Raw genomic sequence first — 14,145 nt, 5'->3', positions numbered from 1 at the left:
AGCTTTCTGTGACTGAAAAAAACTGTCACGACGCGGCTCTTTCACCTTTTGACAACGGTACTTTCCGATTTCATGTTTAAGCATCCCTAGAGTGTCGAGAAAGTCCAGAGGACTTTTTCGGCACTTTATTTTTATTTGGGTAAGTCTCACCTCACTAATGAAAAATCAATTTAAAACGATCTGAGAGCCAAGTTTTTGCAACTGAAAGTGGACAATTTCAGCCCCCTCCAACAAACAGTGGGTTTCTCGACAGCCTGAGGATGCGGGAGTGTCCAAAAATTTGTGTAAATGGTTTTTCTAAACAAAAGGGACGTTTAAGGCTTTACATGGAGTGGCGGACATGATAGGCTGGTTAGCCTCGCGATGCGCGGGGTCCTGGCGTCGCCTGATCGCGAGAAATCATGCCCGCAGAGGCTCCATGTCAAGCCGGCTGAAACTTTTCAAATTAGGCGGATAGTTCCGCCTGAAGCCGATCTCCAAAATAGATCACGAGCTGCGAGATACAGTCTTTCCATTCACGTAACGGCATCGTCCACTTCTTCGAGATCTCCATGGTAGGCAAGTAGATGATTTTTCTCAAGGCGTCGTCTGACGGGTAGGCGGTCTTGGTTTTTGTCACCTTTCGGAGCTGGCGATGATAACCCTCGATAATATTCGTCGTGTAGATGAGCTTGCGAATGGCCGGAGGATAGCTAAAGTAGGCAGTTAGCTCCAGCCAATTGTTTTCCCACGAGCGAGTGATGATCGGGTGCTTCTTCCCCCATTTGTCTTTAAAAGCGCTAAACGCTTGCTCCGCCTCTTCCAATGTTGCGGCTTGATAGATTTTCTTTAAGTCGGCGATGGTCTTCGTGCTGTAGCCGTTTCGACTATTTCCGGAATGATCGCCCTCGCTACTATGTTTGGCATAACCCAAATGATGGTCCATTTCCGCTTCCAACAAGCCTTGAATGGTGTCCCGAAACAGTTCCTTCAACTTTTCCTGGATATCTTCCACGGTCCGGCATTCTTTTGCAAGTTCCTTGATCAGTTGTGCTTTTGCGTCTTGGTTTTGCATAAACGGTCATCTCCTTATATTGGTAATTATGACCATTTACACAGAATTTTTTACGCTCTCGAGGATGCTTTTAGCATTCCCTCTTCAAATTAGCCAATATACGATAGACTACTGTTCAATTACAAAGTCCAACCAATATCTTAATGTTGGCCCGATACCTGTTCTGTCAACGTACGGTCCTGTTAAATTTTCATATTCAACACCCGACTTCTGTATAAATTCTTCTGGTTGTACGGCTGGTATAGAAAGTGATATTTCTGCTATATAATGACCAGCCTCATAACCTTTACCTTTATTACTGAATATTCCAAAATCAAACTTACCATCAACGACTTCTGAATTGCCTTGCCCATGCAATTGACCTGTTTTTTTCTTAACAGATACAATAAGATTAGCCTTATCAAAGAGATTTGTTTCTCCAGTAATCTTGAAGGTTTTGTCGGGATTTATCAAAATTTGCACATCAAATTCAATTTCAAGTGCGTTGGGATTTATTTGTATAGTCTGTTCATATTGATGCTTGTGTTCCGGTCTATTATATGGATCAATCCGCTCATAATCTGATTGAGTGACACCAAGTTTTGTGCTCCATACTTTGTTCCCACCATCTATGATTTCAATATATTTGTGTACATCACGAAAGCACAATGAAATCTGATAATATTTTTGTTTGTGATTTAAGTCCCCCCTATTGACCCAATGGTGTATGTTATCAAGTGAAGACGCAGCCTCTATATAGTTGTATAGAAAATCATCAAACTCTTTATTTCTGGAACGACCAAATTCACTAAACATCTGGAATCCATATTTTATTTCTTCTATTTTTTTATAAAGTTCAACCTCAAACTCGTCATAATTTTTTTGAAATATACTGAATAATTGTCCGGATATTAAGCGAATTTCTTCAAATATTTTTTCATAATAAATATATAAGTACTTATCATCATCGAACACATGATTTGCATAGTAATCTGCCAACGTACTATATTCCTCACCTTTTGCCCAATAGTATCCTTCACTATCAGGTGCACTAATAGGCACAGGTCGAAATTCCTCGTCCAAATTAGGACTTATCCACTGTCCTCGAAGAATCCAATTACGCATAATGTAACTATCGCCATCGTTTGCAATATAAATCCACACTACATCATATTTTGATTCATATTGTTTAATAATATTTTTGGACACTTGCTGTATTTGGTCGATGTTCAATAGTTTTTTTAACACAATAGTTAACGAGATCCTTTTGGCTCTCCGCGTGGAAATGTCCTGTTCTTCCATGATGCTATAAGTTCCATCAATAGAAAATTTCACTGATTTATATTTTTCTTTGATATAGTCCGCTACAGATGGAAGTTCAGGATATATCTTTAACTCATTTATTGCGAATTGCTCATCTAATTCTCGCTTCACTGACATCTTATACTCGTATGGAATGCGTATGATCAATGCTGGTTTTATACTATCAAGAGATTTTAACTTGCGTTGAATAACACCATCGTAGATCTCATTGCCACAAAGAGCAAATGTCCCTTTTTGATTGTACAATCGAATATTAGAACGCTTTAATTCTTCTGAGTACTCAACAAAAGTAATTTCTTGTGCCATTGTCAGTACTTCGGTCTTGGAAATAAATTCATCATACTCGCTTTGATAGGCTTGTTGAATCGTGGAAAAGTCGTAGTCCCTTAGAGTAGCTAATAAAGCAAGAAGGCGAACATGTTTGCTAGTCATAGCCCTACTAGATTGAATATATACATAAACAAGTCCTGCGTATTCTGAATTAGTATTCTGAACAGCGAAAAACAAGGCCACAAGCGGGTCTAGAGTGACATCAATCAACCTTGTAGGAATTCCGTAGTGTTGCAATTTTGATAACCGCTCAAAGGGGGATTTCAATAATTGAAATTCATCCTCTTTCATGCCAATGGATTCGGAATAAATAATATGTTCATTTGCCAAGTACCCTGAATCTCTCGTGATACTTGAAGTTATACTTTCATATTGAGAAGATTGCCCTCTGTAGAAAATCTCTGAGTAATTTTTGTATCGTTTAAGAATTTCAAAAAACTGAGCAATACTATTTGCTTGTTGCACAATTGTCCCCCACCTCATAACAACTGCAATCGAAGAGTAAGCCAACAAAGGACCAATCCTTATTTTACAACAATAAACGGTTCAGGATTCGATTTATTCTCCGGAAGTAAAACAATAGTTTCTTGTTGCAATTGGAATAAAATTATATTTTAAAGTATTGAGCATTGTCTAATTGTCTAAACAAAAAAGAAATAAAGCTCAGAATATCTAAACAATCTTGCTTACTGATCGGCCAAGTATTTGCGGGTTCATGAGCTGTAGGATTTCTAATAGCTTGCATTAAACCAGATGACAAAAACTTTATTCCATCCTGCACATTTTTGTCCGTCTCAGTAATACATTTTGTTATTTTCAATACACCATTATTAACGCTTAATACGTCCATCATTAAGTTGAAACCGTCTTTTTCACTCTGTGCTTTTTCTTTAACCGAATAATTATAAGCCTTGGCAGCTTCAAAAACTGCATGAAAATAATTACCTTGCAAAAACAGTTCCCTACAATGTTTATTAACTTCACTATGGAACTCTCTACCAAGAAACACATCAAGTTCATCTTTATAAACTAGGTTATATGGCAGTCCATTTTTTGATAATATGTCAATTACTGCATCGATATTAGTTTTACCAGCGATTTCTTTGCAGAATTGAATCAAAAGCTTACTTCGATCATCATTGTTCATTTTTTCCGTGGCTAGTGACATTATCCAATCATATAATAATTGGGCCCTTTCGGCTGTAATAGAATCGTGAGGAAAACTGCGTCTTTTAAAGGAAAAGGTTGCTTCTGCAATTCTATTAATTTCATTTTTTGACGTATTCCATTTTATTATTTCTCCTATTTGAATGGCTATCAATTTATAATTCAATCCCTATCCTCCAGTTATATGCGCCGGGGCGCATATTTCATTGTTTTTGTTTTCACTTACCAGTTCTGACGCGTATCATGAATTCTGACCTAAACATCCTTACTTTATTTAAGCGTTTCTGTATCAAGTGGAATAAAGCCATATCTACCTACGCTAGGATCTTTAGTAAAATGTATATAATTTATTTTTGATTGAACATTTCTATTGGGTTCAACGTTTTCTAAAATGATGATTTGATAATCACCTTTTATTGTAGATAAATTATTGAAGAACGCTTGTTTCATGTCCAAAGGAATGTCATCGCTTTCTTCCAGAAAAATGTTTTCTCTGCTTTTTTCTTTATAAGTAGTCAATGGTGAGTCCAGAATTACCATGCCCGGGTGTTTCAGTCCCAGTTTTCTAGTATATTTCATCAATCCAATTGTAAATGCTGCATTCAATATTGCCCGATAGCCCTTACCGTGATTTTTTCTCTTTTTTCCAGAAACAACTAGATCATGCGTTTCATGATCAAAAGATACACTTGTTAAATCGGGATAATTCCAATTCTCTAACAAGGTTTTAATCTCATTAGAAAAGTCCTTGTAGATTTCTTCACTTATTTCGTTAACATACTGAATTTTTACATTTTTCTTGCTCAACTCGTGCATAATATCCCGCTGAGTTATCTGATATTCAAGTATTCGTTTTTCATTTATCTCAATTTCATGAAAAAGCTTTTTTGTATTAAGCAAAAACTTTAGATGTTCCATCGCAATAACAGAAATAGGTTTTAGTTCTTTTTGAATGAATTGATCGATCTGAGCTATTTTCTGATTTAGTTCTCTAGCTGATGCCCTCTTTTCTTCCAGCTCACTTTTCAATGTACTAACCGTATCATTTAGATCAAGCAATTGACTTCTCAATTTGTCGCTCTCTTCTTCACACGCTATTTGAAGATTTTCTACTTGTATAGCATGGTTGTGTTCAAGAAAATTAAATGCTTCTTGATTAATCGTATTGTTACATATAGGACAGTTTGAATCATAAAGTTGTGATATAAAATGATCGCCTTCAATAATAAATTGTAGTCGATCCAAATCAGATAAATAGCTTTTCTTTAGCAAATCAAATCTTCCTACCAATTCTTCAAGCATTAATATTCGAGATTTGATTTCTTGCTCTTCTTCCCAAATTCTCTTCCTTTCCTCCATGTTTTCGTTTATTATTTTACTATTATCAGCAATTCGTTCAGACACTTGCTCAATTTGTAAATCTAGATTGTTTGAGTCAAGATCAATTACTAGTTCTTTCTTCTCTTCTATTTCTTTTCTTAACTTTTGAATTAAATTATTTATAATCTCTAATTTAGCTTCTAGTCGTGTCTTATATATTTTCGGGTCTTCTAATTCTGGACCTCCACTGTCGTCAACACCTGTAAGCACCGCTTTAAATGCTGATAGTTCAGCTGTTTTATTAGTGGGGATTCCTGATAATATTGGAGAAATTTCCGAAATTATTTTCTCTTCATTTATCATGATCATTCTTACGAAATTTCTGAAGGAAAAAGCAACCTTTTCTCCACGTTGGTTCTTTCGCAACTTCATGGATTCAATATTGTTAAATGAAAGCAAAAAGGTTGAAATGTTGTTATCGTCTTTTGGATCATGTGATCCCTTCAAATCAATAAAATCTTGCAATGGAGTGATTTCATCAATTTTGCAGTCATAAACTTGTATTTTAGGCTCGCCAATATCTCGCTTAAGCGTTTTTGTTTCTCCTAAATAGCTCTCGATCTCAAGATAAATTGTAGAGTATCCCATACTCTCATCAATTTCTTTTGGCTCATCGGAACTGCCGAACACATAATTAATACACTGAAAAATATATGATTTGCCAGTGTCGGATGCACCTGAAATTACATTGAGCCCTTTTCTAAAAATAACACTTGCATTTATTTTATTTCTGCCTGTAAGCCTTAACTCAGTTATATAAAAACCCTCTGCAGCCATTATTTATCTCCCCTAACTAATGACTCTCTAGTAAACTCTCCACCCCAACGATCAATATGATCCATCATAAATTCTTTCAATTCTTCATCAGAATAACTAGAAAATCTCTCCAATAAAACTTTACTCATTGCTCTCAGTTGAGACATATATTTTGATTCAAAGTGATTAAGAAATACCTCGCAGTACGGAGGGGTTTTGTACAGGATTCCATTGTGTCCATATTCAACTTCAACCAATTTTTTTCTTAGCATTAAAAGCAAACCTTGATTCACTAAATCTCTTTTTATCAGTATCTCACCTGATCTATAGGGTGTTGCAGGATGCAAACTTTCATAATTAGAGTCAATATCACCGTAATGAACCAGAAGATAGTCTAGATATATAATTCTTTGTAAATCAATTGCTTTACCTTCCAATTCATTCAATATTACCAAGCATCGAAGTCCAACTTCTAATGGAGTATTGAATAAATAGGTCTCTCTACTAAGAATAGAATTATTCATTTTTTCACCCATATAAGCTTATCTTTATTTGCCAATTGATGACAAATCCCACTTCTGTCACTGCCATCAACATACTTTATTAATACATTGCTTGTAATCGCTAGTCTTCTTGCTTCTTTAATTGTTTCTTTCACACAAACAAATCCATCAGGATGATCATCTTCAACTACATCAATAACACCTCTGTAAATTTCTTCCTGAAGTTTTTCAAATGGCTCATCATAGGGAAGTTCGTCTCTAGCAAACCTTCTTAAAGACTCGGCTTTGTAAAAGTCCTCTCTCTGTCTATTAAAATGTTGGAACAATTTATCATATTGTTTTAATTTTTCGATATCATGTATACTTTCGCCTATATGATCTGAATAAGCTTCATACAATTGGGATACATATCTAACTTCGTCAGGTTGAATGCTATTCTTTGGTTTTTCTGGTTGAGGTCTTTGTTTGTTCAATCCTCCACCAAATCTGTATTTATAAAAATGTGTCGTACTATACTGATCAATAAGCTTTTGCGGAGGACAATGAGTTATTATTGAAAAATCGAATTGTTCTACATAACTCAGTAATTCTCCTGTTAATTCTATTTCAGAAACCCCTGTTATCTTCTTTTTACATTTATCGTTCCATGCTAAGATTAATCCTTCCTTTAAACGAATAGGATTTTCGATTAACTCAGCTAGAGAATTTCCTATGCCGCATGAAGATATAAAGTAATACTTCCTCGGAACTGAATATGCGTTAATGAATGTGTAATAACATAGCTTTCCTAATTCCAACCAAATATCGCCTGGATATAAAGGATGATCGTAATGTTTACATTGATAATTATCCCATTCACCATTTTTGTCATCTTGCAATAAAGCAACAATATCTCTGCCTTTGTCACCTGCTGACCCACAACGATAAACTAATGCGTACTGTGCATTTAAATATCCATCTACCCATTCACATATCATATCTTCAAATTGATCCGCAGAAAAAGTTCGCAATCGATCTATAGGAGGAATAGGCACACCAAATAAAATATCGTAATTATCAGGAATTTTTGGCTTTCTTATTTCTATCAAATCTTCTACCAAATGGCCCATGGTGTCACCTGCTTATAATAAAAGATTCTGATTTAATGCTTCTACATTTTCCTTGAATTTCCTCCTATTTACGATATGTCATGAGTAAATATACCTATTTTCAATGAGGAATAATGATCAGGGGCTGGCATGAATGAGTTTATTCGCGTGAAATAAGAACCACCTCCTACTAGCCCCTGCACTAAATAAATTGTTTGTTAAACTAGCCGATCCCGATACAAATGCCGCATCGGCGATGATTTTGTGTGCTTCTCTCTCATTTCCGGCCTCCACAGGTTCACGTATTTTTTAACCATGTCCTGGGACGTGTGACCAAGGATGTCCTGCAGGCTGTACGGATCTCCGTCATGCATGATGTACATTTTGGCGAAGGTGTGCCGCAAGGTATGCGGACTGACCCGCACGTTGGTGATACCGGCGTCTTTCCCATACTGGCGCAGAGCTTCCTGGAACGACCGGACGCCGAGCGGTCGGCCATCAAGTGTAACAAAAAAGTGTTGCGATTTCACATCGCCCCTTGCCTTGATGTATCGGATCAAAATTTTGCGCACCTCATCGCAAAACGGAATGTCGCGCGGCTTTTTGCTTTTTCCGATTACGCCGAGTATCTGGCTTTCCTTCACGTCGACCTGGCTCATTTTCAGCTTAGTCATTTCCCCGATACGCAGGCCCGTATCGAGAATCAAGGACAGCATGGTATAATCCCGGAAACCTGTGAACGTATTCTGGTCCGGCTGTTTTAGCAAAGCGACGACCTGCTCCTCTGTAAAAGATGGAATAGTCGGGTGATGGCCTTTCCTTGTTTTCAGGTGTGCCGCCGGGTTGTCCGGGATCCATCCTTCCTCATGAAGAAATAAAAAGAAGCGCTTGATCGCCTTGATTCGATTGTTGATGGTGTTGAGCTTGTAGCCTTTTTTCTCAACCATGGTCATAATAAACTTGTTACGCAGGAAATCTGTCGTAACGTCATAAACACCTGCCTCAATCTCCTGTTCCTGCAAGATTCGGCGGTAGCATTCCAGGCTGTTTTGTTCGAACTTCACTGTATGATCGCTTGATGTTTCCGCTCGGCGGGCCTGGATAAACAATTTTACGGCTTCTTCCCAAGTCAACCGGTAACCGGCCCCGGAAAACGCGCCGGAATCGTACAGTTCATTGCTGCGCCGTTTGTGTGCAGTGTCGTTTTGCCGAAACATCCGTATTACATTTCCGCCCATGGCTCATCCCTCCGTCCGTTTTGGTTATTTTCCTGATTGATTTGCTTATCGCACATTTCGTAAAAAGAAGCTGGAATTTTTGTGTTTGAAACAGTCCATGAATACCTTCCATTCTTCTTCATGGTTCATGTGAATTTCAACGATGCCGGACCGTTGCTTGTGGTTCCATCTTTTTTCAACAATCCGACCACCGCTGTTTGCCACTTCCCATACATACGTATCCAAATCCCCTTCATGGTTGCATTCGACGAAAACAAGGGTCTTCACCATCGATATCGCCTCCCCGATTGGACAATGGAAAGCATTAAGCGTATGCCTCATCTTTGTTAATGAAGGATCTTTTCAGTAATCTCGAAAACAACGAATTCTGCCGGCGCTTTTTCGATGCCATATGCCTGCTTCATTCGTTCCGATGCCCGTTGCCGCGCCAGTGCTTCTACTTTCGATCGGTCTGACGTGAAAACCGTAATCCGAATCCGGTAACCGTCCGCTACTAACCCACATTCAAACTGCCGGTCCACCTGATCATCCCTTTCCATCCGATTTGTTCCTGCAAGAAAGACACAAGTCCTGTCCTTTGTATACCTGATCATAAATCCTCGGGTCGACCGTAATTGTTTTCCCGCAACAACTGCATGTGAAAAAAATACGGTTCAACAAACAGCTCGCCTCCTGTGCCGTGAAACAATAAAACCGCCCCAGCGGGACGGCTTTCGTTTGCACGTTTGAACATATTTGTTTTTGAACAATTATCGATTCAGTGAAAGTAGAGTTTGGCCGATTTCCGATGTCACAAGCTACCCATCATCATCGTGCCACTGCTTATATTGTACCACGAATTCCTTGATCTTTGATTGGGTGTAAACCAAATCGCCGTGCAGCAGGAAGCGCTGTTTCCAAATAATGCTCCGCTTCCTTCTTCGCTTGCGCGACCGTTAAGTGATTAAAACTGGCATGCATTCATCCCTCAAAAGAACTTCAGACCCGTGTTAACGAATTCGCAGAGGTGAAGATATTCCGGAGTCTGAACTCGATCGGGCTTTCCACCAACAACACCAGTCGAAGATTGCCCTTAGCTTCCATCCAAAACACCGGCTCTTTCAAATAATACTGCGGGCGATAAACCCATGCCGGGCACTCCAAATTGTAATCGTTGCACAGCTTTTCTGCCATACCCGCCAAAAAAGGCAGGATATGGGGAGCCAGGTTCGGATAAAAGGCAGGTTCCTGTTCCACCATTTGTTTTCTTTTCTCATTGTCGCTGCGATAAAATTCATCCAAAAAATTACCGGTATGAATTTCGAAGCTTCCTGCATTCTGACTGGTCAGATGCGCGATATCACGCAACTCCATAATTACCCCATCCTTTTATAATCCGTTGCCGAAAAGTTCTTCCAGCACATACTGCGATCTCGGCGGCATCCGATTTTGCGGATAAAATTTCTCAAGTACTGCCAGCGCCTCGTTCATCGTCCGGATGCCCAAGTACCTCGCCAAAAATTGAATGTCCTCCCGATCCTTGCTTTCAAACCCCCGCGCGGCCAAACATTTCATGGCAAACATATACTCCGCTGTAGCCGCGTAGATCGCCAGATTGGACATACGCTTAAACAACCGGACGTCATGATTGCGGGAGACGTATCCCTTGACTGCGGGATTCAACCAATCCGGCTCCAGATTGTATTCGTCCGCAATATTTTTGATAATGGTATACATTTCACTTGTTGGCGCAAATACGGCGTCTATATCTTTGGTGACTTCCCGGCTATGGAATACAAGGCACATGACCGCGCCTCCGAACAGGCACAGCTCCCCATGCAATCCTTTCTGTTTCAGTCTCTCGTTTACCACTTCCAAATAATTCATGATCGCCGACCTACTTAACAAAATGATCTTCTCCTTTCATTATAAGTCGATTGCACTTATTTCAAAAGCGAGAAACGGTTCCCGACATTTGCCGCACGTCGCGGCCAACGTTGCCCCTGTACGCGGTGCAGGTATTCATGTCGGGAAAAGATGCTGACCATGCAAAATGCCCGCCAATTGGCGGGCATTTTGCAAGAACAATTTGTATGTTTCCATTTGTTCAACCGCAGACATCTTACCTTAATCCTTTGAGGCCAGTTGAGATAACAATTCCAACCACCTGCCGAAGTCCGCTGTTTTGGACCAGATCGAAAAATATCCGCTTCGATCGCTGGCTGTGTTCCGTATCGCCTTGCTGTAAGGCTTTCTGCCAGCCAATCAGTTTTCGCCTCACTTCCAATGTCAGTTGTTCGGTCCGTTTTTGAAGCTTTGTCAACACCCTGAATCCCCCCTTTTTAAGTGCAAAACCCATATGAGGTAAATCCCGATCATTGGGGTGGATCCGCATTACCGAACCTTTCATTGACAGGAATCTGGCGGATCAATTCATCTAGACTGGCATACATGTGAAACCCGTCCAGAAACCCGCGTACGTACATCTCCTCTTTTTCTATGGACTCTTGAAAACTAAAACGGTCCTCCCATTCCACAAACTGGCGGTGCTGTTCTTCGGAGAACGTTTCCTTGAGCTTTTCAAACAACTCGGACACTTCTTTCCATGCCGTACTATGTCTTGGATGCATACGCATGCGCTGGCCGAGCACATCAATTCGTTTCCGGAAAGCCGCGATCAACCATGGAGGTACACCATCCACACCCATTTCTCCTTTCCTCGGAAGGTGTGTCGATCTTACCTCTGCTGCGCCCGGTGTAGCAAGTCGTTTTTCCCGATTACCGACTTCTTTTATCGCCGTGTTTCGAACGACCAGTCGACGCTCTTACCGTCAAAATGGCGTACCGTTTTCTCCACCACCGCGCGGATTCGGATGTTGTTCGGCGGGCCGCCGTCCCATCCCCGGTCGTAGTTGGCCAGATTACGGTTGAATCCGGCAGACCGATCCGGATACACAGTCAGGCGGCTGATTCGCCCTTCGGCAATCCCGTATTTGGACGGTTCTGAAAATACTTGGGCCTGAACAAAATATCCGTCCACTTCCCCTTCGAACAACCGGCCCATGAACCATGGACCCTTCTCTTGAAATGACATGTTCATCCCTCCCCAAATGAAAAGGACACGACCGTTTGTACCGATCCTGTCCCTCTTAATCGTAAGGCTGGTTTTCTTTGATGATGCCGCACTTGTCGCACTTTACCGAGCACGAACGAGGATAATTCAGCCGTTCCATTCCGCTCAAATGCTTCGGATACTCCTCCACTTTGATGACCATAAAAATCCCGCCGCAGGTACATTTGAACACACCACTCACCTCCTCCTCGTATAATCAGTTTAGAAGTTCTTTTTAAGCGAATTTCCAGCTGATCCGGACAGTTGAAAAGAGCTTAATCGAATTTCCAATTTTATAAGAGATGGTGGATATTACTTGGGGAGGTGGACGTAGCCGAACCCGTACCGCAGCCCGAAGGGCGAGGAACGGAAGTCGGGGAGACCGAATTTTCCCTCAATTCTCTCGGTTCGATCCGGACGAACCGGAGAGACCCCATCTCTTATGAGAAAGCCCCTGGCTTCCTCATCCACCTTCTTAATGCTTCACCCCGTTTTACCCCTCTTCGGATGGGGAAGCCGGGAATGTTTGTAACGTTATTATCCACATGTGTACTCATAGCTCAGAATGGTCTATGCCATTGCTGTTTCTTTGCCATGCGCTTTTATCCACAACTGAATAACCAGCGAAGTCCGGATGCGAGAGGTCGCATGGCAAGCGGACGCCGCTTTACAACTCGGACTTGCCTGTGGAACAATGGGATCGACAAGCTTGATCTCGGGAGACTTCTTCCCCTCCGTGCGGACCGCGAGGTACTGCTCCAAAAGCCTGCTACCCGGATCCACCGCTTAGGTTCTGACCGCTAGTTGCGCCTCCTTGTGGGAAGAGGGAGTAGCACCCTGTAATTGTCTTCCCCAAGGGATGAGTGCTGATGACGAGGCTGAAGCAGGTGGTTTCCACGGGCACCCAGGTCCGAGTCTAGCTTGATTTCGCATAGCACCAAGGAGGTGACTACCATGTCCCAAATGCTGATCGGTATAGACGTAAGCCTGCGTTCCCACCATGTACAATTCATGGCCGGGGACGGTCAGAAGCTGGCCTCCTTCTCTGTCACCAACGATCGCGGCGGGGCCGACACCCTAATTCGCCGGATGTTGGACACGGCGGCTGAAGCTAAGTGCCAGACGCTTCGCATCGGGATGGAGGCTACATCCAATCTGGGATGGCACCTCGCCCATTATTTAAAAGACCAGCTTGCTCCCTATGAGCCTAAAATCCAAGCTCAGATTTACGTCTTAAATGCTCGTAAAGTGGCTCGGTTTAAGAAAGGGTATGATACCCTTCCCAAGACCGACCGTATCGATGCCTGGGTGATTGCAGACCATCTGCGTTTCGGACGACTGCCTCATGACATGGCGGAAATGATTCAGTACCAAGCCTTGCAGCGTCTGACCCGCACACGCTTTCACTTGGTACAAAGCATCAAACGTGAAAAGGCGTATTTCCTAAACCAGGTCTTTCTTAAATTTAGCGGCATGCGCATCGACAATCCGTTCTCCGACACCTTTGGCACAACCAGTCTGGCTGTCATTCAAGAACTGGATCCCGAAAGTGTCGCAGAGATGCCCATGGAAGAACTCATCGAATTTCTTCAAGATAAAGGTAAGAATCGCTTTGCTAACCCACAGGAAATCGCTGAATTGCTCAAGAAGCTGGCCCGGTCTTCATACCGGCTGGATAAATCTATGAGCGATCCTGTGAATATCTCTTTAGCCGTTACGCTCAGCGTCATTAAACATATGGAGGCCGAGGTCAAGAAACTGGACAAAGAGATCGAAAAGATCATGAAAGGCCTTCAGCAAACGCTGACTTCTGTCAAAGGCATCGGTCTGGTATATGCTGCCGGGATCTTAGCTGAAATCGGTGATATTGGCCGATTCAATGACCATAACGCATTAGCCAAATTTGCCGGCTTGGTATGGAGTAAGTACCAATCCGGAGAATTTGAAGCCGAGGATACTGACCGCGTGATGACCGGCAACAAGTACTTACGCTACTACTTGGTGGAAGCTGCCGATAAAATTCGCAAATACGACTCAGAATACGGCGCATTCTACCAAAAGAAATTTAACGAAGTCTCGAAGCATCAACATAAACGCGCTCTCGTCCTTACCGCACGCAAATTGGTACGGCTGGTCTTTATGCTACTAAAGACCAACAAGCTGTACACACCACCGGAGAGGAGGAATTGAACCAATTCCCTGATTTTTACTCCACTTCCACCTAGCCCACCCTTCC

General features: G+C 41.5%; 15 protein-coding genes. 1 reads left to right on the top strand and 14 read right to left on the bottom strand.

All coding sequences use genetic code 11. From position 1 onward, the window contains the following. Positions 1–445 precede the first annotated feature (445 nt). From FS806_RS15475 to FS806_RS25785, 14 genes are all read right to left on the bottom strand, one after another. Positions 446–1,054 (bottom strand): transposase, encoded by a 609-nt coding sequence (locus FS806_RS15475; protein ID WP_144938263.1) that lies wholly within the window; start codon positions 1,052–1,054, stop codon positions 446–448. A gap of 108 nt (positions 1,055–1,162) precedes the next feature. After that, positions 1,163–3,151, bottom strand: coding sequence for an FRG domain-containing protein (locus FS806_RS15470; protein WP_186328382.1), 1,989 nt, complete (start codon positions 3,149–3,151; stop codon positions 1,163–1,165). 142 nt (positions 3,152–3,293) lie between these two features. Beyond that, complete coding sequence (locus tag FS806_RS15465) at positions 3,294–4,019, bottom strand: TIGR02391 family protein (RefSeq protein WP_144938257.1); 726 nt, start codon at positions 4,017–4,019, stop codon at positions 3,294–3,296. A gap of 104 nt (positions 4,020–4,123) precedes the next feature. After that, entirely contained in the window at positions 4,124–6,010 is a 1,887-nt protein-coding gene (locus FS806_RS15460) for an AAA family ATPase (protein ID WP_144938255.1), read from the bottom strand. Continuing rightward, entirely contained in the window at positions 6,010–6,525 is a 516-nt protein-coding gene (locus FS806_RS15455; protein ID WP_144938252.1) for an ABC-three component system middle component 2, read from the bottom strand. The genes FS806_RS15460 and FS806_RS15455 overlap by 1 nt, the downstream gene beginning before the upstream one ends. Then, complete coding sequence (locus FS806_RS15450) at positions 6,510–7,601, bottom strand: ABC-three component system protein (RefSeq protein WP_144938249.1); 1,092 nt, start codon at positions 7,599–7,601, stop codon at positions 6,510–6,512. Before FS806_RS15450 ends, FS806_RS15455 begins: the two co-directional genes overlap by 16 nt. 197 nt (positions 7,602–7,798) lie before the next feature. Continuing rightward, complete coding sequence (locus FS806_RS15445; protein WP_144938246.1) at positions 7,799–8,818, bottom strand: tyrosine-type recombinase/integrase; 1,020 nt, start codon at positions 8,816–8,818, stop codon at positions 7,799–7,801. Between the two features lie 326 nt (positions 8,819–9,144). Continuing rightward, positions 9,145–9,357 carry a hypothetical protein gene (locus tag FS806_RS15440; RefSeq protein ID WP_144938243.1) on the bottom strand — a complete coding sequence of 71 codons (213 nt, stop codon included), beginning with the start codon at positions 9,355–9,357 and terminating at the stop codon, positions 9,145–9,147. A gap of 439 nt (positions 9,358–9,796) precedes the next feature. Beyond that, positions 9,797–10,171, bottom strand: coding sequence for a hypothetical protein (locus tag FS806_RS15435; protein WP_019007441.1), 375 nt, complete (start codon positions 10,169–10,171; stop codon positions 9,797–9,799). A 15-nt stretch (positions 10,172–10,186) separates the two neighbouring features. After that, positions 10,187–10,705 (bottom strand): DUF6036 family nucleotidyltransferase, encoded by a 519-nt coding sequence (locus FS806_RS15430; protein ID WP_225312648.1) that lies wholly within the window; start codon positions 10,703–10,705, stop codon positions 10,187–10,189. A 214-nt stretch (positions 10,706–10,919) separates the two neighbouring features. Then, entirely contained in the window at positions 10,920–11,123 is a 204-nt protein-coding gene (locus FS806_RS15425; protein ID WP_186328381.1) for a hypothetical protein, read from the bottom strand. A 49-nt stretch (positions 11,124–11,172) separates the two neighbouring features. Continuing rightward, positions 11,173–11,499, bottom strand: coding sequence for a DUF6809 family protein (locus tag FS806_RS15420; protein WP_144938238.1), 327 nt, complete (start codon positions 11,497–11,499; stop codon positions 11,173–11,175). An 89-nt stretch (positions 11,500–11,588) separates the two neighbouring features. Then, positions 11,589–11,891, bottom strand: a complete 303-nt coding sequence (locus tag FS806_RS15415) for a DUF7678 domain-containing protein (RefSeq protein ID WP_062493983.1) — start codon at positions 11,889–11,891, stop codon at positions 11,589–11,591. A 55-nt stretch (positions 11,892–11,946) separates the two neighbouring features. Then, positions 11,947–12,102, bottom strand: coding sequence for a hypothetical protein (locus tag FS806_RS25785; protein WP_186328380.1), 156 nt, complete (start codon positions 12,100–12,102; stop codon positions 11,947–11,949). Positions 12,103–12,863: 761 nt separating this feature from the next. Here FS806_RS25785 and FS806_RS15410 point away from each other — a divergent pair. Continuing rightward, on the top strand, positions 12,864–14,099 hold the full coding sequence (locus tag FS806_RS15410) for an IS110 family RNA-guided transposase (RefSeq protein ID WP_144938236.1): 1,236 nt from the start codon (positions 12,864–12,866) through the stop codon (positions 14,097–14,099). Positions 14,100–14,145: the final 46 nt, after the last annotated feature.

The sequence above is a fragment of the Paenibacillus sp. 32O-W genome (assembly GCF_007679495.1).
GTDB classification, from domain to species: Bacteria; Bacillota; Bacilli; order Paenibacillales; family NBRC-103111; genus Paenibacillus_L; species Paenibacillus_L residui.
The sequence above is the reverse complement of the archived record's forward strand: the minus strand, read 5'-3'. Positions and strand labels throughout refer to the sequence as shown.

Excerpts from the sequence above, each read along its gene's own strand:
- FS806_RS15410 (WP_144938236.1), top strand. The coding sequence starts at position 12,864 with ATGTCCCAAATGCTGATCGGTATAGACGTAAGCCTGCGTTCCCACCAT.
- FS806_RS15460 (WP_144938255.1), bottom strand. The coding sequence starts at position 6,010 with ATGGCTGCAGAGGGTTTTTATATAACTGAGTTAAGGCTTACAGGCAGA.
- FS806_RS15475 (WP_144938263.1), bottom strand. The coding sequence starts at position 1,054 with ATGCAAAACCAAGACGCAAAAGCACAACTGATCAAGGAACTTGCAAAA.
- FS806_RS15415 (WP_062493983.1), bottom strand. The coding sequence starts at position 11,891 with ATGTCATTTCAAGAGAAGGGTCCATGGTTCATGGGCCGGTTGTTCGAA.
- FS806_RS15450 (WP_144938249.1), bottom strand. The coding sequence starts at position 7,601 with ATGGGCCATTTGGTAGAAGATTTGATAGAAATAAGAAAGCCAAAAATT.
- FS806_RS15440 (WP_144938243.1), bottom strand. The coding sequence starts at position 9,357 with ATGGAAAGGGATGATCAGGTGGACCGGCAGTTTGAATGTGGGTTAGTA.
- FS806_RS15445 (WP_144938246.1), bottom strand. The coding sequence starts at position 8,818 with ATGGGCGGAAATGTAATACGGATGTTTCGGCAAAACGACACTGCACAC.
- FS806_RS15455 (WP_144938252.1), bottom strand. The coding sequence starts at position 6,525 with ATGGGTGAAAAAATGAATAATTCTATTCTTAGTAGAGAGACCTATTTA.
- FS806_RS15435 (WP_019007441.1), bottom strand. The coding sequence starts at position 10,171 with ATGGAGTTGCGTGATATCGCGCATCTGACCAGTCAGAATGCAGGAAGC.